The organism is Azospirillum sp. B4 (genome assembly GCF_000333275.1).
Lineage (GTDB): Bacteria > Pseudomonadota > Alphaproteobacteria > Azospirillales > Azospirillaceae > Nitrospirillum.
On sequence record NZ_BACU01000528.1, the window covers coordinates 1 to 18,187 of the forward strand.

15 protein-coding genes are annotated in these 18,187 nt (G+C 68.4%); 6 read left to right on the forward strand and 9 right to left on the reverse strand.

Annotated features, from left to right (window positions below; genetic code table 11):
* A partial coding sequence (locus I55_RS23490; RefSeq protein WP_044563050.1) for an IS110 family transposase occupies window positions 1–412 on the forward strand: 412 nt, incomplete at its 5' end.
* 8 nt (window positions 413–420) lie between these two features.
* On the opposite strand, the gene I55_RS23495 is transcribed toward I55_RS23490, so the two are convergent.
* The 5 genes from I55_RS23495 to I55_RS23515 all read right to left on the reverse strand — a co-directional run bounded on the left by I55_RS23495 (window position 421) and on the right by I55_RS23515 (window position 7,298).
* The gene (locus tag I55_RS23495; protein ID WP_044563051.1) at window positions 421–1,272 is read right to left on the reverse strand and encodes a glycosyltransferase family 2 protein; all 852 of its coding nucleotides are present in this window, start codon (window positions 1,270–1,272) and stop codon (window positions 421–423) included.
* Window positions 1,273–1,330: 58 nt separating this feature from the next.
* On the reverse strand, window positions 1,331–3,082 hold the full coding sequence (locus I55_RS23500; protein ID WP_044563052.1) for a hypothetical protein: 1,752 nt from the start codon (window positions 3,080–3,082) through the stop codon (window positions 1,331–1,333).
* Between the two features lie 203 nt (window positions 3,083–3,285).
* On the reverse strand, window positions 3,286–3,834 hold the full coding sequence (locus I55_RS23505) for a GNAT family N-acetyltransferase (protein ID WP_044563053.1): 549 nt from the start codon (window positions 3,832–3,834) through the stop codon (window positions 3,286–3,288).
* Window positions 3,835–4,358: 524 nt separating this feature from the next.
* Window positions 4,359–6,224 (reverse strand): DUF885 family protein, encoded by a 1,866-nt coding sequence (locus tag I55_RS23510; RefSeq protein WP_049974431.1) that lies wholly within the window; start codon window positions 6,222–6,224, stop codon window positions 4,359–4,361.
* A 150-nt stretch (window positions 6,225–6,374) separates the two neighbouring features.
* A complete protein-coding gene (locus tag I55_RS23515) occupies window positions 6,375–7,298 on the reverse strand; it encodes a ferritin-like domain-containing protein (RefSeq protein WP_252181285.1) in 924 nt (307 codons plus the stop codon).
* Between the two features lie 147 nt (window positions 7,299–7,445).
* Between I55_RS23515 and I55_RS23520 the strand changes: the two genes are divergently transcribed.
* Window positions 7,446–9,509 carry a TonB-dependent siderophore receptor gene (locus I55_RS23520; RefSeq protein WP_083901368.1) on the forward strand — a complete coding sequence of 688 codons (2,064 nt, stop codon included), beginning with the start codon at window positions 7,446–7,448 and terminating at the stop codon, window positions 9,507–9,509.
* A gap of 61 nt (window positions 9,510–9,570) precedes the next feature.
* Here I55_RS23520 and I55_RS23525 read toward each other — a convergent pair whose 3' ends face one another.
* Both I55_RS23525 and I55_RS23530 read right to left on the reverse strand, forming a co-directional pair.
* Window positions 9,571–9,777, reverse strand: coding sequence for a hypothetical protein (locus tag I55_RS23525; RefSeq protein WP_044563055.1), 207 nt, complete (start codon window positions 9,775–9,777; stop codon window positions 9,571–9,573).
* A 187-nt stretch (window positions 9,778–9,964) separates the two neighbouring features.
* A complete protein-coding gene (locus tag I55_RS23530) occupies window positions 9,965–10,543 on the reverse strand; it encodes a flavin reductase family protein (RefSeq protein ID WP_044563057.1) in 579 nt (192 codons plus the stop codon).
* 552 nt (window positions 10,544–11,095) lie between these two features.
* Between I55_RS23530 and I55_RS23535 the strand changes: the two genes are divergently transcribed.
* Window positions 11,096–12,004, forward strand: coding sequence for a DMT family transporter (locus I55_RS23535; RefSeq protein WP_044563059.1), 909 nt, complete (start codon window positions 11,096–11,098; stop codon window positions 12,002–12,004).
* Window position 12,005: 1 nt separating this feature from the next.
* On the opposite strand, the gene I55_RS23540 is transcribed toward I55_RS23535, so the two are convergent.
* Window positions 12,006–12,617, reverse strand: coding sequence for a TetR/AcrR family transcriptional regulator (locus tag I55_RS23540; protein WP_044563061.1), 612 nt, complete (start codon window positions 12,615–12,617; stop codon window positions 12,006–12,008).
* Window positions 12,618–12,817: 200 nt separating this feature from the next.
* Here I55_RS23540 and I55_RS23545 point away from each other — a divergent pair, with 200 nt between their 5' ends.
* From I55_RS23545 to I55_RS23555, 3 genes are read left to right on the forward strand one after another with little or no spacing between them, the layout of a single operon-like run.
* Complete coding sequence (locus tag I55_RS23545; protein WP_049974433.1) at window positions 12,818–15,037, forward strand: TonB-dependent receptor; 2,220 nt, start codon at window positions 12,818–12,820, stop codon at window positions 15,035–15,037.
* Between the two features lie 27 nt (window positions 15,038–15,064).
* Window positions 15,065–15,955: a phosphodiesterase gene (locus tag I55_RS23550; RefSeq protein ID WP_049974434.1), complete on the forward strand. Its 891-nt coding sequence runs from the start codon at window positions 15,065–15,067 to the stop codon at window positions 15,953–15,955.
* Entirely contained in the window at window positions 15,952–17,286 is a 1,335-nt protein-coding gene (locus tag I55_RS23555) for an MFS transporter (protein ID WP_083901370.1), read from the forward strand. Before I55_RS23550 ends, I55_RS23555 begins: the two co-directional genes overlap by 4 nt.
* Here the strand turns inward: I55_RS23555 and I55_RS23560 are convergent.
* Window positions 17,273–18,118 (reverse strand): class I SAM-dependent methyltransferase, encoded by an 846-nt coding sequence (locus I55_RS23560; protein ID WP_044563064.1) that lies wholly within the window; start codon window positions 18,116–18,118, stop codon window positions 17,273–17,275. The two genes, I55_RS23555 and I55_RS23560, sit on opposite strands and share 14 nt — an antisense overlap.
* Window positions 18,119–18,187 lie beyond the last annotated feature (69 nt).

Genomic DNA, 18,187 nt, shown 5'->3' on the forward strand with positions numbered 1-18,187 from the left:
GTATCGCCGCCGCGACGCGATGGCCAGCCGGTGCGCCATCCTGACCAGCATTCCGGGCATCGGTTTCCTAACCGCATTCGCCTTGCTGGTCGAAATGCCTGAATTGGGGACTTTGGAACCGGGCCAAGCCGCAAGTCTCGCGGGGCTCGCTCCAATCACCCGCCAGTCCGGACAGTGGCGCGGGCGCTCTTTCATCCAGGCAGGACGCGCCACTGTCCGCACTGCCCTTTACATGCCGGCCCTCGTCGCCGCCCGATTCAATCCAGACCTCAGCGCCAAATACACCCAGTTGATCGCAGCCGGAAAGCCTCCCAAGGTTGCTATCACAGCCATCATGCGCAAGCTCGTCGTCCTCGCCAACGCTCTCCTCAAAAAGGGCTCACACTGGCAGGAAAAAGCGGCTTGCACATAACGGATACTCTAATGAACGCCCTGCCCCAGGTGGTTCACCATATGCGGCTTGCCCTGGTCGTCGTGGATCACCCGCGGCGGGTTGCCGAACCGGGTCAGCAGGTCGGCGACGCTGGTGAACCGGGCGACGTTCCAGACCTCCCCCTCTTCCATATACGGGTGTTCCTCATCGAAGAAGAAACCCTCGCCCGCCGAGCGGCCGGGGACGCCTGTCTCCAGTTGGGACCGTTTCGCCCGTCCGTCCGCCTCATACATCTCCGGCCTAGGGTCGTAGCATTTGAAATGCAGGTAGATCGGCATGCAGTTGGGCAAGGGCTCTCCCAGGTAATTCATAGGGATCACTTCCGAACTGGGCTTGGGATTCTCCAGGTCCCAGACGGGTTCGCGCACGAACCGCCACATGCGGAGCTCGCAATGCGGCAGACGGCCCCGGCGCCACCAGAAGTGCCGGAACAGGGCGATCGGCCGCCGTCCCCCCATGGCGTGCCACGCGTCCATCTCCGAGGTGTGGGGCAGGATGTGCAGCGGCAGCCATAGGAACAGGTTCCACGGAAGATCCATGAAGGAATGGGGATCGTGGACCAGGAATTCGTCCGGATGGGCGTTGAATATCCAATCGCCCTCGGTGATGTCCCCCCGCAGGAGTTCGAAGCCGTGATGGCGCAGGGTCTGGTCGGTGATGGGACTGGCGGGGTCGGTGCCGTACCGGATGTTGGGATAGGGCGCGCATGCGGTGCGCGTGAAGTCGCCATCCGATCCATCCACCACGGCGATGGTGTCGAACATATGGTGATGCCGCTCCAGCCAGTCCTCGATGATCAGGTCGTCGTTGCGGGTGATGAGGATGGCATGCAGTTTCATCGGCCTGTTCCGTGCGGTCCCCTGATTACTCACCCACACCATAGCGGGGGCCGGTTCGTCACGGAAGCGGGCCTGTGCGCCATTGCTGGATGGCGTTGGCAAGGCTGGGGATCACCTGGCAATGGTGTTCCCGGACCTGCTGGATGAAGCTGACTTGGTAGCCTTCCGGCATGTCGTCGAAATAGTACATGCGGATGCCGGGCGGCTTCGGATAGCGGGCCAGGTTCCGCTTCAAGGGGGCGAGCTGGTCCTGGCTGGTGGCGAAAATGCCGATGGCCTTGTCGCCGAACAGGACATTGTCAGGCCCGGCCCACAGGGCCACCAGACGCCAAGTGTCGGGAATCACCTCCGCGATGGGGTCCCAGCAGATCTGGATGATGGCCAGGGGCGCGCCCGCCGCCCGTGTCCAAGCGTCGACGGCCTGCCAGTCCAGCCCGGCGGGGGACAGGCGCAGACGGGCGATGTCGTTGTTGGCCAGACCGGCCAGGTCCAGCACGCGGGAGGCGGGGGAATACCAGGCCACCGCGCCGATATCGTTCACCACGATGGGACTGTCCGGGTAAAACTGGCGGACGAATTTTGCCGGTTCCACATGTTCCCACCGGCGGTCGGCCGGGGCGGCGGTGGCCAGATAGATCGCGTCGCCGGCACGGTAGGCCAGCATGAGCCCCAGGCCGGCCAGCACCAGTGCCCGCACGCGGGGCTTGTGATCCAGTATCAGCAGGACGAGGGCTGACACCAGGTTCAGGGACAGGACGGCGGCCTCATACCGGTAGAGCCAGCCGGCGGCCCCGGCCAGCAGTTGGGCGCCGGCACTGGCCAGCGCGGTGGCGGCGAAGACCGTGACCCAATCCCGCTGCCCGATCGCCAGGAGGGCCCGCAGCCGCCCGGCCCTCGTTCCGCCGGCGTCCAAGGCGCGCCACCGGCGGCGCAGCCGTACGGCGGCCAAGCCGGCGTTGACCGCCATGGCGCCGGCCAGCGTCAGGCTGCCGGGCAGGTTCTGGATAACATGCCTGCCGTTCTGGTCGTGCAGGATCAGCTTCATCACTATGGAATTGGGCACCAGCCAGCCGCCGTCCTGCAGCCACAGCAGCCCGAAGCTGGCGATGGGCAGGACGGCGCCCAGGATCAGCGCGGCGGCGTAGGTGAAGCGCCGGTTCAGCAGGGCGACGCCGGCCAGCGGCCCCACCACCAGGACGCTCTCATACCGGATGCCCACCGCCAGATAGGCGGCGATGAAGAGCAGCAGGGCGTCCTGCCAGGATTGCGCCCGCCGGCTGGCCACCGCCTTGCCGCCATGGTAGGCGAGGGCGACGTCCGTCAGGCACTGAAGGGTGTGTTCCATGCCGATCAGGGTCATCACGGCCAGCGGCGTGGCGACCGCCGGCGCCATCAGCAGGGCGAAGCGCAGGCGGGCTGACGGTCTGGCCGCCGCCGGCGCCATGGCGGCCGCGTCGTCCAGGATCCTGTCCCAGACCAGCAGGCTGCCCACCATCGCCAGGGCGTTGATCACCAGCGGCACCCATTCAAAGGCCGCCAGCTTTCCGGCCAGCGTGTAGGCCACGGCCAACAGCAGGACGTAGAATGGTGAGGACGAGGCGGCCGCCGGATCAAGGCGGTCGATCCCCCAGGTGCCGCTGTCGTGGAGCGTCCGCGCGACCGACATCTGGATGTAAGCGTCATCCAGGGGGTACGCGAACGGCCGGCCGCTGGCGAGGATCAGCGCCAGCAGGATCGTGATGTTGATCGATATGGCGAGAAGGACTTCCGCTCTAATGTCAGTCGATGAAGACCGGTCGATGGCGTCCATCGAATACCCAATCCAATTAAATAAATTGAAGAACAAATTATATTGTAGGGTATGTGGGTAAATATCTGCGCAATGCTATCACTATATGTCAGAATTTGCCATAAATAGTGAGCCGATGTAGCGATCGTAGCAAGAGTGTTGGCGGTGCGGCAATGGGGGAATCGGCCGCCATCAGATCTTATTTCTGGTCAGGGATGGGCGTCTTATTTGCTGTCGCGGGACTTACGGTACAGCACGTGGCGACGCAGGGGGTGACCCTCGGCCAGCCGGGGATGGTCGAAGTCCTCCGCAGGGTCACGCACCATGCCCAGCCGCTCCATGACGGCGCGTGAACGGCGGTTGGCCGGTACCGTCAGGGCGATGACCTCCTCCAGGCCGAAGCGGTCGAAGGCGGTGCCCATCGCCGCCGTCGCCGCCTCCGTGGCGTAGCCCTGGCCCCAGTGCCGGCTGTCCAGCCGCCAGGCGACCTCCACCGCTGGGGTGAAGGCGGCCTCGAACCCGACCATGCCCAGGCCGACGAAGCCGATGAAGGGCGCGTGCCCCTGCACCTCCACCGCCCAGTAGCCGAAGCCGTGCCGGGCGAAATGGGCCTCGACGCGATCCACAAGGGCGTCGCTGGCCGCCCGGTCCAGGGGCAACAGGAATTCCATCACCTTGGGATCGGCCGCCATCGCGGCGAAGGCGTCGCGGTCCTCGGCCGTCCAGGGGCGCAGCAGCAGGCGGGGTGTCGTCAGTGTGGGAATGGCGGGCATGGGACCTCTCCTTCAGGGGCTGAGGATGGTGGGACCAGATGGCGCGGCCCAGATGGCGTGTGGCCATCATTTTTCGAACAAGAATCCGGCGCAGCCGAAGATGTCGGCGCGATCCTGCGCGGCGCGGAGGCGCAGGCCAGGATATGTGGTGGTGGTGACGCCCTGCGCATACTGGGCGGTTTGCGATCCGCGACGCCGTACAAGCTGTGCGCGGAACTGGCGGCGGCCCGGCCGCCGGTCTCCAACCCCTTAAGACCGGACCCAGGGTTTCCCGAGCGATGGGGCCAAACGCGAAGGGGCGGCCCGTGATGAGGCCGCCCCCCGTGTTCGAAAACTGCCAAAGCTCTCGTTTGGATTGGGGGGCCACCTGTGGTTGGGCACCCTTTCCCCTGTTACGCGGCACCCTGTCCCGACCCGTCGCCGGCCGCCATCCTTTTCCATGGTCGGGGTCGCATGGCGGATATGGGCGGAGCGGTCGCCCGATTGGCATGGTCACCAAATAACATGACCGCCGAACAGTGGGGTCAGGCGGCGGTGCGCTTCACCCAATCCTGCACCAGTACCTCCAGCACCGGCAGGTTGACCGAGCCGGAGGTCAGCACCGTGTCGTGGAAGGCGCGGATATCGAACCTGGTTCCCAGCTTGGTCTTCGCCGCCTCGCGCAGTTCCAGGATCTTGTTCATGCCGATCTTGTAGGCCAGCGCCTGGCCCGGCCAGACGAAGTAGCGCTCGATCTCGGTTATGTTGTCGTGCTCGGGGTTGGCCGTGTTCTCGTTCATGTAGGCGATGGCCTGTTCCCGCGTCCATCGCTTCAGGTGGATGCCGGTGTCCAGCACCAGGCGGGCGGCGCGGAACAGCTCCGAGGCGATGCGGCCCGCGTCCGAGTACGGGTCCTGATAGTAGCCGTACTCCTTGGGGAAGCGCTCGGCATACAGCGCCCAGCCCTCACCATAGGCGCTGTTCCAGATGAAGCGGCGGAAGGTGGGCAGGTTGGCCATCTCCTGCGCGATGGCGATCTGCATGTGATGGCCGGGGATGCCCTCGTGATAGGCCAGGCTTTCCAGCATGGGGATGGGGTTGACCGACATGTCGTACAGGTTGGTGTAGAACACGCCGGGGCGCGACCCGTCGGGCGAGGCCGGCTCGTAGAAGGCGCTGGCCGTGGCCTTCTCACGGAAGGGCTCCACCGCCTTGACCACGATGGGGGCCTTGGGCTTGGTCAGGAAGAACCGGTCCAGATCCGACCGCATTTTATCGATGATGTCGGTGGCGCGCTTCAGCATGGTGGCGCGGCCTTCGGGCGTCGCCGGGTCGTAGAAGCGCTTGTCGGTGCGCAGATAGTCGAAGAAGGCCCGCAGATCGCCCTTGAAGCCGACCTTGGCCATGATGGCGCGCATCTCATCCTGCAGCGCCGCCACCTCCTTCAGGCCCTGGGCGTGCACGGCGGCCGGATCCAGGGGCAGGGTGGTCATCAGCGCCACCTGCGACCGGTAGAAGCGCTCGCCATCCGGCAGGGCCCAGACGCCGTTGCTGGCCGTGGCCTTGGCCTCCAGCGCCGAAATGGTGCTGATCAGCTTCTGGAAAGCGGGCTGCACCTGGCCGGTCAGGGCCTTTTCCGCCGCCGCCAGCAGGCGCGCCTGCTCCGCATCCGGCAGCTTCAGCGCCGTCACCTTCTCCGTGATGTCGGCCAGCAGGGGGCTGCTTTCCGTGGCGTTGGCGGAGCCGGCGAAGGGCTTGCCCGTGATGACGTTGCGCGCCGCCTCCAGGATGGATTTGAAGGCGAAGGCCGGGGGCAGGATGCCCATGTCCGCCTGCTTGGCGATGCGTGTCAGGTAGACGTCCATCAGCGGCGCGATGGCCACCAGGCGGGCCACGTAATCCTCAGCGTCCTGCGCGTTGGTCACGCCGTGATAGGTGATCAGGAAGCTGGCGATGTCGGTATGTGGCCCGGTCAGCTGGCTGATCACGTAATTGTGGTTGCGCCACGGATACTGGGTGATGGTCTGCTGCAGCTCATTCTCGAACAGGCGGGCGCTGACCTGGGCGCCGGGCGACAGCTCTGTCGCCTTGAAGCCCTTCAGGGTCTTCAGCCGCTGTTCGGCCAGATGGAAGGTCTCCAGCAGGCGGGCGTCATCGGGCACCGTCCACTTGTCATGGGGGCCAGGCAGGCCCAGCACGGTGCGCTGCTGCGGGTCGCGGGCCAGATCCTCGTTCCAGCAATCCTCGAAGAAGGCGTTCAGCGCCTTCTCCGTCGCCGATAATTCGGCCGCGGCGGCGGGGATGGACAGGTCCGGCAGGGCGGTCAGGGCCACCAGGGCGGTACCGGCCATCAGGCCGCGGCGCAGCAGGGTACGGCGGGACATGGCGTTACCGGAAGTGTGGGTGGTCATGGGCGTTCAGGTACCGTGGATGGGGCTGGCGGGCAGCCGGGAAAGGCGGGAACCGCGCGCGGGGCACGGCCGGATGGCGCGGATGGTAGCAAGGGCGATGCGTCCCGCCCAAGGACAGTTTGTTACCGAACGGTAACGGCGCGAACGGGCTTAGTCGTCCAGCCCCGGCAGGATGGCGTCCACCGGAGCCAGCGGCTCATACCAGTCGGGCGGGAAATCGGCCTTGATTCGGCTGGCGTCGTTGAAGGGCCGCTTGATCTCGCCCTTGAAGTACCGGCGCACTAGGGCGCGCCAGCGCTCCGCCGGGTCGTCGCCCGCGGCGCTGGTGATCACGCCGAACCAATGGCGGCCGGCGGCGACGTGGCCGATCTCCTCGTCATGGATGATCTGAAGCACGGCGGTGCTGTCCTCATCCCCCACCTTCTTCAGATTGGCGATCATCCCCGGCGTCACGTCCAGGCCGCGCGCTTCCAGCACCATGGGCACCAGCGCCAGGCGGGCGGCCAGGTCATGGGCCGTGACCTCGCTGGCCTGCCACAGCCCGTCATGGGCGGGCAGGTCGCCATAGGAGGCGCTCAGCGTGGCCAGGCGCCCGGCCAGCAAGTCATGGTGCTTGGCCTCCTCATCCGCCACCCGCACCCAGTCGTCCTTGAAAGCGCGGGGGGCCGGCGTGCCGTCAGGAAAGGCGGGGAAGCGGGCGATGATGTCCCAGGCCAGGTCGATGGCGTTCAGCTCGATATGCGCCAGCGCGTGCAGCAGGGCCACGCGGCCGGCCACGCTGCCCGCCTTGCGCCGCTTGGGCATGTCGCGCGGCATCTTCAGTTCCGGCCGCGCGGGCCGCGCCGGCCGGTCGGGTGGGGTGGGGCCGGGCAGGTCCGGCAATTGGCCCGCCCGCCAGGCGGCGGCATAGCCTCGGGTCAGCCGCACCTTTTCCGCCGGCGCCGCCGTGGTCAGCACGCGCACCGCCGCCGCCGCCAGGCTGGGCGGCAGGGGGAATGATTCGGATGCCGAATCACTCTGGAATGGTTCTAAAGTATCGGCCGGCATGGGGGCGGGAACATGGTAGGGTGCCATGGCGTTCTTGGACGCCACCGGCGGATTGAAGTCAAGGGGCCCCCTATCGCCGCCGGCCGTCGCCAGGTTTGACAGGGCCCCGGCCGACGCATAAGCCGTCGGGCCGGCGGCCTGGACGGGCCGCCGGAATGGATCAGGGGGCGGACCATGAGGCGGATCGGTTTGGGCATGGCGGCGTCGCTGGCGCTGCTGCCAGCGGTGGGTCGGGCGACGCCCGCGCCGGTGGAGGAGGTGCCGACGGTCATCATCACCGGCCGCGTGCCGCCGGATGCCGCCACCGAACGCATCTACGGCACCCTGCAACTGGACGGCGCCTGGTTGAACGCCGCGCCGGAGCGGCGGCTGGATGAGGCGCTGCGCGGCGTGCCCGGCTTCTCCCTGTTCCGCCGCACGGGCAGCACCAGCGCCCATCCCACCTCACAGGGCATCTCACTGCGGGCGCTGGGCCCCAATGGTGCCGGCCGCACCCTGGTGCTGGTGGACGATATCCCGGTCAACGATCCCTTCGGCGGCTGGGTGTACTGGAGCCGCCTGCCCACCGCCGCCATCGCCTCGGTCGCGGTGACGGAGGGCAGTGGTGCCGGCCCCTGGGGCAACCAGGCGCTGGACGGCGTCATCCGCATCACCACCAAGGCGCTGGAGGGGGGCGAGGCGCGGGCCGGCAGCAACGGCCTGGCGGAGGGCACGGCGGGCGCCTCGGCCGGCGGCGTTTCCGTCATGGCGCACGCCAGCCGCAGCGACGGCAGCTATCTGGTGCGCTCCGACCAGCGCGGTCCCGTCGACACCCAGGCCGGCTGGGATGACGCCTGGGTGGACGTGAAGGCCCGGGGCGACCTCGGCCCCCTGGCCCTGGCCGGCACCGTCTCCGCCTTTCATGAGCATCGCGGCAACGGCACGCCCTTTCAGGAGAACGGCACCGACGCGCTGGAGGGCAGCCTGCGCCTGGCCGACGCTGACGGCCCGCTGGGCTTGCCGTGGCACGGCACGCTGTACCTGCGCCGCTATGTCTTCAAGAACCGCTTCTCCTCCGTCAACGCCGCGCGCACGGCGGAGACGTTGTCGCTGGACCAGTACCGCGTGCCCGCCACCTCCGCCGGCGGGTCGCTGTCCACCACGGTGGAGGAGGGCGGCGGCCGCCGGACGGTGCTGGGCGCCGATTTCCGCTGGGCGGAGGGGGCGACGCATGAGCGCTTCCAGATGGTGTCGGGCGTCTTCACCCGCGACCGCGACGCCGGTGGCGATCAGGCGGTGGGCGGGACGTATGTGGAGCAGACCTGGCCGCTGACCGCCGCCATCGACCTGCACGGCGGCGTGCGGGTGGACGCCTGGGCCACCAGCGACGGCCACCGGGTGGAGCGCTCCATCCAGACGGGCGCCCTGACCCGGGACGACAGCTACGCTGGCCGAAGCGGCGCCTTGCCCACGGCGCGCCTGGGCGCCGACTGGCGGCCTGCGTCGGATTGGACCCTGCGCGCCGCCGCCTACACCGGTTTCCGCCTGCCCACCATCAACGAGCTGTATCGCCCCTACCGCGTCGGCAACGACATCATCGAGGCCAACGCCCTGCTGAAGCCCGAGCGCCTGGTGGGGGTGGAGGCCGGCGTCACCTGGCAGCCGGCCAAGGGTCCCACCGTCAGCCTGACCGCCTATCATGACGGCGTGACCGACGCGGTGGACAATGTTCTGATCACCACCCAGCCGGGCACGGTGCCGGGCTTCGGCGTGGTGGTGCCGGCGGGCGGCACCTTCGCCCAGCGGCGGAACCTGGACCGGGTGCGGGCGGAAGGGGTGGAGATGCGCGCCACCTGGACGCTGGACCCCACGCTGGACGCCGGGCTGGGCTACCTGTGGAGCCGGTCGACCGTGCTGCGTGCCGACGGTTTCCCCCAGCTGGTGGGCAAGCGGCTGGCGCAAAGCCCCCTGCACCAGGGCACGGCCGACCTGACCTGGGCGCCGGTGGCGGCCTTCACATCGGCCCTGCGCATGCGCGCCAGCGGCCAGCAGTACGAGGACGGCCTCAACAGCCGCTCGCTGGCGCCGACGGTGACGGTGGACCTGTCGGCCACCTGGCATGCGCGGGATTATCTGGATGTCTTCGCCACGGCGGAGAACCTGTTCGACCGGACGGTGGAATCAGGGCGCCGCATCGATGGCCTGGTGGCGATCGCCCCGGGACGGATCATCTCCGGCGGGGTGCGCGTGAACTGGTAGAAAAGCGTAGGGAGGGCCGAAGGAAGTCAGGCGGAAGACCCGCAAATACTCAGCGAAATACTCAGCGCGGGGCGGCGGGGGTGATGGCCGGCTGGCTCACGTAAAACTCGGCCGGATAGGCCGGCTTGTAGTAGTGGCCGGACTTCACCAGGGCGCGTTCGTGTTCCGAACGCATGTAGCTGATGACCGGCAGGGACCAGGCGATGCTCAGCAGCAGCACCCACAGCGATAAAGCAACCAGGCGATCTTTATTGAACACGGCGGTCATGATTCCTACTCCTGAACTGTCCTCACCGTGGTCCTTTATTGTGGAAGGATTGTGGCGGACAGTAGCGCGTTACGGCTCATGACATTATTTTTACGCCCCGGAAGATGAACAGGACGCTAACGCCCGCCCCGGGACCCCTGAATTTTTTGCACGGCGCTTTGGTCAAGCATCCCGGTCGGCGCAGGGCTCAGTCTGCGGTGGGGTTGACCGGTGCCCCGATGGCGCAGAAATGGCCGCCGGCGACGTGGTGCAGTCTGCGCAGGCTGGGGTCCGCCTTCTCGAACATCCAATGACCGTCCTTGAACACGCGGGCATCGGCCCAGGCGGCTTCCACCTCGCCGATGAACAGGTCATAGCGTTGCTGGTTGTGCGGCTCGGGCACCAGACGGCACGCCAGCCAGGCGGAACAGCCGGCCACCAGCGGGACGGCGTGGCCCGGCATGTGGAACAGCTCCACCCCCGCTTTCGTCAGTTTGTCAGGATCGTCGGCCAGGCTGACGCCGCCCACGGCCCGGGTCAGGTCGGCCTGCGCCACGGTGGGGACTTGCAGGGCGAACCGGCCGCTGCCCTCCACCAGCGCGCGGGTGCGGGTCGCCTTGTCCAGCACCACCGTCACCTTGGGCGGATCGAAATCCAGGACGCAGGCCCAGGCGGCGGCCATGACGTTGCTGGTGCCGTCATGGCTGGCGGAAACCAGGACGGTGGGGCCGTGGTTCAGCAGGCGGTAGGCCTTGGGCAGGTCGACGGGCAGCACGGGCGCACCCATGGAACAGGCTCCTGCGATGGTTGGGGGCACAGAGCTAAACCATTTCGGCGCCGGAGGCGCGCACAATCCCATCGGAAGAATAATGGAAGAAGGAATTCCCCCCAGCCAGCGCTACCGTCCTGTCGTCGGCGCCAGGCAATACCGCTGGCCCGATGGGAACGGGATATTAATGAAATGCCGGGGAATTGGCGTGCAGGTGCCGATATCCCGGCGCGAAATTGAAATGAAGAAGTCGTCATTTGGAATAGGTGCCGCGGTTGCCGCCGTTATTTTGCCGGTGGCTGGCTGGGTCGCCGATGCGGAGATTGTTGTCAGCACCCCGACGGCGGCGGCGCCTGCCAGCTGTCCGTGCGGGAGACGGTGACGTCGACGCCTAAGCCGCCCGCCACCGCGGTCACCACTTGTGGCCCGGCGCCGTCGAAAGGCGCCGCCGGGTGCGCCGGGAAAAATGTCACCGGCACAAGAAACGGATTGGCCCCGGGATGATGGGCGCTCTACCGTTGCGGCCCCCGCGTCGGTGATGACCGGCGCCTTGCTGCCCGGGTTGCCGCCATGTCGCCCACGCTGGCCCTTTACCTCGTCACCGTCCTCATCTGGGGGTCGACTTGGTATGTGATCGAATTCCAGCTGGGTGCCGTCGATCCGGCCGTGTCGGTGGCCTACCGCTTCGCGCTGGCCGCCGTGCTGTTGATGGGCTGGCTCGTGGCCACGCGCCAGCGGCTGGTCCCGCCCCGGCACGCCTGGAAGCAGGTGGCTCTTGTCGGCACCTTCACCTTCTCCACCAACTATCTGCTGGTCTACCTGGCGACGGAACGGTTGCCGTCCGGCCTGGTGGCGGTGGCGGGATCGGCGCTCAGCCTCATGAACGTGCTGAACGCCCGTCTCTTCCTGGGCCAGGCCGTCCGACCCCTGGTGCTGCTGGGCGGCCTGATCGGCATTTCCGGCGTCGTGCTGCTGTTCCTGCCCGAAGTGCAGGTGGATGGGCTGACCGGCAAGGCCGCCGTGGGCTTGGGCCTGGTCATGCTCAGCAACTACAGCGCCTCCATGGGCAGCATCACGGTGCAGCGCGGGGCCAAGACCGGCGTGCCCCTGATGCCGGCGACGGCGTGGAGCATGGCCTTCGGCGCCACCCTGATGGTGGGGGTGGCCCTGGCGCGGGGCGCCACCTTCAGCTTCCCGGCCAGCCTCAGCTACGCCGCCTCCCTAGGCTATCTGGCGCTGTTCGGCTCGGTCATCGCCTTCCTGTCCTATTTCACCCTGATCCGCCGCATTGGCGCCGACCGGGCCGGCTACATCGCCGTCATGGTCCCCATCCTGGCGCTGGTCATCTCCACCCTATTCGAGGGCTACCACTGGTCGCCGGCCGCCTTCATCGGGCTGGCGCTGGCCATCGCCGGCAACCTGCTGGTGCTGGGCCCCAAGACCTGGCGCAAGCCGGAGGGGGAACCGGCCTCGGCCTGACTTAAGCCTTCGGCACGGCCCCGTTCAGCCCTTCCAGCGCATCCAGGGCCATGTCGACCACCGCGTCGAACAGGGCGGTGTCGGGCTTGCGCGAATATTCCAGGGCGATGCCCCGGGTCAGGGAGCGGAAGAAGTATTTGAGGACGCGGAAGTCGGCGTCGCTCAGGCGCGACAGATGGGTCGCAATGTCCATGTCGCCCCGGTCGTTCACCTCGCGCAGGGTGGTGTTCACCCGGTCGCGCAGTTCGGGATCGCTTTTGGAGGCGATCCACACCTCGATCAGGAACCAGGTGGCCGGGTCGCGATAGGCGGCCTTCATCGCCGCCCGGGTATCCACCGTCTCCCCCTCGGCGGGTGACGCGCCATAGAAGGAGGCGTAGGCCTCCTGCCGTTCGCGCAGGATGTGCTCCGTCACCCGGGCGATGATGTCGACGCGCCGGTCGCCGAAATGATGCTGGATGGCGCCGCGGGTGACGCCGGCGGTCTGGGCGATGACGGTCATGGTGGCGCCGGCGTAGCCATGTTCGAACACGGCGTTCACCGTCGCCGTCACCAGCTTGCCGTAGGTCTCGGCGCTGCGCCGTTCCTGCGCCTGGGTATCGTCCCCCGCCATCCGCGTTCTGCCCGCTTGTGTGTTGCCCACCTGTCGCATCCCCTTAAAACTGGCCCGCACCGTTCCAAGATTTGGTCGCGGCGTCAAATGGTGCGGGCGCGATGTCATTGAATTGTAACGCTGGTGACGTCATCGCTTCTTACTCCTCCCCTATACATACATTCATGAATGTATCTTACATGGGGCGTGTGATGAAGAGAATGGCGGTGATCCTGTTGGCCGGCGCGGGGGCGATGCTGGCGACGGCGGGACGGGCGCAAACGGCGGCACCGGACGATGCCGCCGTGCTGGAGGAGATTGTGGTGACGGCCCGCAAGCGGGCGGAGCCGCTGGGCCACACCCCCCTGTCCATCACCGCCCTGAAGGGGGAGGAGATGCGCGAGCGGGGGCTGAACACGCTGGAGGATGTGGCCGCCGTCACCCCTGGCGTCAGCTTCCGTGAGGACGTGGCTGGCCGCGCCGGTCCCGCCATCACCATTCGCGGCGTGGGCTTCGACGATTATCACGCGGGCGGCAGCCCATCGGCTGCCGTGCACATCGATGAGGTCTATCAGGGCTCCAGCGCCTGGATCACGGCGCAGCTGTTCGACATCGACCATGTCGAGATCCTGAAGGGACCGCAGGGTACCCTCTATGGCCAGAACTCCCCCGCCGGCGCCATCAACATCCTGACGCGCCAGCCGACCGATACGGCACAGGGCTATATCACCGCCAGTTATGGCAGTTACGACGCCCTGCGGGTGGAGGGCGGGGTGGGTGGGCCCATCGCCCCGGACCTGTCCGGCCGCATCGCCTTCCTGCGCCAATCGGGCGGCGGCTACATGACGGCCAAGGGCAACGCGGCCCAGGCCGGCACCACGCCGCTGCCGGGCGTCATCCCGCCCCTGGCCAAGGTGGACGCCCAGGACGGCTTCGGTGACGCCGACTTCTGGGGTGTGCGCGGCACCCTGCGGTATGAGCCCGGCGCCGACACCCGCATCACGCTGGAAACCAGCTATGGCCGGGACCGGGGCGCCAACACCCAGACCGACGTGCTGGGCCGCTCCGCCACCGGTTTCACCGAGCCGGATGCCGATCCCCGCACCTTCTACGCCAATGTCCTGCCCTTCATCGATGCCCAGCAGGTGGGCGGCCGGCTGAAGCTGGAACAGGATGTGGGCGACGACGTCACCTTCACCGGCATCGCCGCGCAGCAGCATTTGCGGCGCACCTACACCCTGGATCCCGGCTCGCCTCTGCGCGCCTTCGACATCCTTTACGGCGACACGTTGGACCAGACGACGCTGGAGGCGCGCTTCGCCAACCGCAAGGGCGGGGCGGTGGATTGGGTGGCCGGCGCCTTCTACTTCCGCGACCGGGTGGCGTCCGACCAGAACGAGGACGTGACCGACCTCTATCGTTCCATCATCGATGCCCGGTCGGTGCAGCGGCGGGAGAGTGCCGCCGCCTTCGGGGAGGCCGACTGGCACGTCGCCCCTGGCGTCACTGCCACCACCGGACTGCGCTACACCCATGAGGACGCGCGGTTCAGCGGCGCCACCGTCGACCTGAACCCCTACGGCACCAGCATCGTGTCCCGTGCCTTCGCCTTGCCGGTGGTGTTCAACAACCATTTCACGGACGACAACGTCTCCGGACGCGGCGTGCTGACCTGGACCCCGGATGAGGCCAGCACGCTCTATGCCTCCATCAGCAACGGCTACAAGAGCGGCGGCTTCGATGGCGCCACCATCTTCACCGCCAGCAAGGCCCAGCCCTTCAAGTCGGAAACCGTGCTGGCCTATGAGGTCGGCTACAAATGGTTCCCCCGCGACCGTCCCTACACCCTGACGCTGTCCGCCTTCTATGACGATTTCAGCGACATGCAGGCGACCGCCGTGGTCAACCTGGGCGGCATCCCCACCAACGTCCGCACCAATGTCGCCAGCGCCACCCTGTACGGCGGTGAGATGCAGATGGGCCTGCGTCCCCTGCCGGGCCTGGACCTGACCGCCGGCCTGGCGCTGCTGGACAGCAACATCGACGACATCGTCTCGGCCGACAAGGCGGAGGCCGCGCGGCGCAAGGACCACAGCCTACCCAACGCCCCCGGCCTGTCCTTCACCGCCGGCGCCCGCTACCGGCGGGAGATGGCGGGCGGCTGGGTCCTGACCCCGTCCGTCAACTTGTCCTACACGGGCCCCCAGTTCATGGAGCTGGATCATTATATCGAGGCCGCCGGCTACGCCCTGCTGGACGCCCGCCTGGCGCTGGAGGAGCCGGGTGGCCGCTGGTCCCTGGCGCTGTGGGGCCGCAACCTGACGGACAAGACCTATTTCGTCGGCATCGTCCCGGCGGTCAGCGGCGGCGCTGTCATCGGCCAACAGCGCATCGCGGGCGCCCCCCGCACCGTTGGCGGCGAACTCAGCTACCGCTTCTGATCCCGCCGGCCTTTTGGAGCCCACGCCTTGCTGATCGCGCACATCACCGATTTCCATATCGTTCCCGAACCCGCCCTCTGTTACGGGCACAGCGACACCCGGGCCGGTCTGCGCCGGGCCGTGGCCGCCCTGATGGCGATACGGCCCCGGCCGGATCTGGTCGTCGCCAGCGGCGACTTGGTGGACGAACCATCACCTGAGGCCTACGCCACCCTGCGCGGCCTGCTGGCCCCGCTGGACATCCCGCTGGTGCTGATCCCGGGCAACCATGACGACCGCGCCCTGCTGGCCGCCACCTTTCCGGAGCACACCTACCTGCCGCCAGGCGGCGACCTCGCCAACTTCGCCCTGGATTTCGATGCCGTACGCCTGATCGGCTTCGACGCCGTGGTGGCCGGCAAGGAATACGCCGACCCGGCGCCGGCGGCGCTGGACTGGCTGGCCGCCACCCTGGCGGCGCAGCCGGGGCGGCCGACCATGATGGTCATGCATCACCCGCCGCTGCGCACCGGCCTGGCCTTCATGGACGCCATCCAGCCGCCCTGGCCCTCCCGCTTCACGGAAATCCTGGAGGCCAACCGCCAGGTCAAGCTGATCGCCTGCGGCCACGTGCACCGCGCCATCGAGGGCGTGCTGGGCGGCGCCCGCGTGTCCAGCGGGGGCAGCACCGGCCATCAGTTCGCCTTCGCCACCGACCTGGACCAGGCGCCGCAGCTGAGCGATGAACCGGCGATCATCCGCCTGCACCTATGGCATGAAGGGGCGGTGACCAGTTTCACCACGCCGGTGGGGCGTGACTTCACGGTCCGGCCCTTCGCCGGCATCGACGCGGCCGCCTGGCGGCAGATCAGCGCCGCCCTGCGCGCGGGCCAGCGGCGCCCCGCCGGTGCGGTGGCGGAAGCGGAGGGGGACGCATGACCCGATCGACTCTTAAGGTCACCACCCGCGTGGTGGCCAGTTACGCGGCGCTGGGATTCGCCATCAAGGCGCTGACCCTGCCGCTGATCTCCTACCTGCCGCCGGCCATGGCGCAGGCCACGGGGCTGTCGCTGGCCACCGTGGGGGTGCTGTTCATGGTGGCGCGGCTGTGGGACATCGTGCTGGATCCCATCGCCGGCCATGTCATCGACCGCTTCGACCCACCGCTGGGCCCGCGCAAGTTCTGGGTGCTGGCGGCGGCCCCCCTGATGCTGCTGACCATCCCGCCGCTGTTCGCGCCGGCCTGGTTCGGCGTGGGCGCCGGGGGTGACGTCGCGGGGCCGGCCCTGCTGCTGCTGGTGTTCTACTTCGGCTGGACCCTGATGTCGGTGGCCCACGCGGCCTGGCCGGGCGACCTGGCCCGGGGGGCGGCGGACCGGACGCGGCTGATCGCCTGGCGGGAATGGGCGGGTGTGCTGGGCATGATCGCCATCGTGGCGGCGCCGGCGGTGGTGGAGCAGGTGTTCAAGGGCCGGCTGGCTGACCAGTTGACGGTCATGGGCGGCTTCGCCCTGGTGGCCATCCCCCTGGCGCTGGCGGCCACCGTGGCCTGGCTGCCGGCCGGCGGACAGCGACGCACGGTCGCCGCCGACCCCCTCGCCGCCTTTCGCCTGGTGGGCGACTCATCGCCCTTGCGCTGGCTGCTGCTGGCCGATCTGCTGTCGGGCGGCGGTTTCGCCATGATCAGCGCCACGGCCTTTTTCATCATCGGGCAGTACCTGGATCTGGCCGGCCGCTTCTCCACCCTCATGCTGGTCTATTTCCTGGGCATGGTGGCGGGCGTGCCTCTGTTCCTGCGGATCACCCTGCGCCGGGGGCCGCGCCGGTCCTTCCTGCTGGCTATGGTCGGGGCGGCGGTGGCCACCCTGTGTTTCGCCGGGGTACCCAAGGGGGCGTTCTGGGCGGCGGCGCTGCTGCAATTGGCGACCGGCCTGTTCACCGGCGGCTACCAGACCAACCTGAATGCCGTCATGGTCCAGGTGGCCGACCACCATCGCCGCGACACCGGGCGCGACGCCACCGGCGCGCACTTCGCCCTGTTGGCCCTGACAAACAAGGTGGGCTACGCCCTGGCCATCGGCGTCAGCTATCCGCTGCTGCAGGTCCTGGGTTTCCACCCGGGCGGCCAGCCCACGCCGGCCGCCATGGTGGGCCTGCTGGCGATCGGCCTAGGCGGGGCCGCGCTGTTCCTGGTGGCGGGGGGCTTGGCTCTCCAGCGCCTGCCAGGGCCGGTGGCGGCAGGGACGGCGGTTCCTGCTACGGCCGCTTGAACTCCACCCGCACCAGGCCGGGCAGCTTGTGGCGCAGGGCGGGTGTCAGGCGGAAAAGCGTGTCCATCAGTCGGGGCAGGCCGCGGGGCATGCGGTACTCCAGGGTCTCCACCGTCGCCAGGTCGGGCACCCAGCCGCGCAGGGTGGATGCCACCCGATCGGCATCGATGCCGAACGGCATGGGCGGCATCCGGTAGTGCGGCGTGCGGTTCAGGCCGCGCAGGGTCAGGCGCGACAGCCAGACGGGGACGGTGTCGAACACCAGGTGCCCGCCGGGAAAGCGTCGGGCCAGGGTGGCGACCAACTGGCGCACGTCGGCCTCCGGCAGGTACATGAACAGGCCCTGGGCCACGATGTGGGTGGGGCCGCCGGCCACCGCGTCCATCCAGGTGGGGTCGCGGGCGTCAGCCGCCAGGTGGCGGACGCGGGGACCGGGCGGCAGGAAGCGCTCGCGCAGGGCGATGCCCTCCGGCAGGTCCACCGTCAGCCAGGTCAGGCGGCCGTTGTCCACCCGGGCGCGCTGCGTCTCCAGCCCTTCGCCCAGCGAGACGATGGTGCCGTCAGGGTGGCGTTCCAGCCAGCGGCGCAGGATGGCGTCGATGGCGGCGGCGCGCATGGCGTGCGAACCGTCCGCCCGGCCGAAATGCCGCTCATAGTCATAGGCCAGGGACTGGTAGATGCGCACGGCCTCCGGGTCATGGAAATCGCCGTTGGGCCGCAGGGCCTCCGCCGCCCGGTTGTGCAGGGTCCACAGCATGGTCTCCGGCACGCCGGTCAGGCCAGGGGAGGTTAAGCCCGGGGGCAGCTTGGGCGGCGGAACATCGGGACTCATGGATGCGGCACCTCTTCGACGGCGTGCGACAGGCTGTCCAGTTGCGTGCGCCACCAGTCGCCCTGGTTG

Coding starts and splice junctions, on each gene's coding strand:
- I55_RS23540 (WP_044563061.1), bottom strand. CDS start 12,617: ATGGCGGGGGACGATACCCAGGCGCAGGAACGGCGCAGCGCCGAGACC.
- I55_RS23545 (WP_049974433.1), top strand. CDS start 12,818: ATGGCGGTGATCCTGTTGGCCGGCGCGGGGGCGATGCTGGCGACGGCG.
- I55_RS23525 (WP_044563055.1), bottom strand. CDS start 9,777: ATGACCGCCGTGTTCAATAAAGATCGCCTGGTTGCTTTATCGCTGTGG.
- I55_RS23555 (WP_083901370.1), top strand. CDS start 15,952: ATGACCCGATCGACTCTTAAGGTCACCACCCGCGTGGTGGCCAGTTAC.
- I55_RS23505 (WP_044563053.1), bottom strand. CDS start 3,834: ATGCCCGCCATTCCCACACTGACGACACCCCGCCTGCTGCTGCGCCCC.
- I55_RS23515 (WP_252181285.1), bottom strand. CDS start 7,298: ATGGCACCCTACCATGTTCCCGCCCCCATGCCGGCCGATACTTTAGAA.
- I55_RS23510 (WP_049974431.1), bottom strand. CDS start 6,224: ATGACCACCCACACTTCCGGTAACGCCATGTCCCGCCGTACCCTGCTG.
- I55_RS23560 (WP_044563064.1), bottom strand. CDS start 18,118: ATGAGTCCCGATGTTCCGCCGCCCAAGCTGCCCCCGGGCTTAACCTCC.
- I55_RS23535 (WP_044563059.1), top strand. CDS start 11,096: ATGTCGCCCACGCTGGCCCTTTACCTCGTCACCGTCCTCATCTGGGGG.
- I55_RS23500 (WP_044563052.1), bottom strand. CDS start 3,082: ATGGACGCCATCGACCGGTCTTCATCGACTGACATTAGAGCGGAAGTC.
- I55_RS23495 (WP_044563051.1), bottom strand. CDS start 1,272: ATGAAACTGCATGCCATCCTCATCACCCGCAACGACGACCTGATCATC.
- I55_RS23530 (WP_044563057.1), bottom strand. CDS start 10,543: ATGGGTGCGCCCGTGCTGCCCGTCGACCTGCCCAAGGCCTACCGCCTG.
- I55_RS23520 (WP_083901368.1), top strand. CDS start 7,446: ATGAGGCGGATCGGTTTGGGCATGGCGGCGTCGCTGGCGCTGCTGCCA.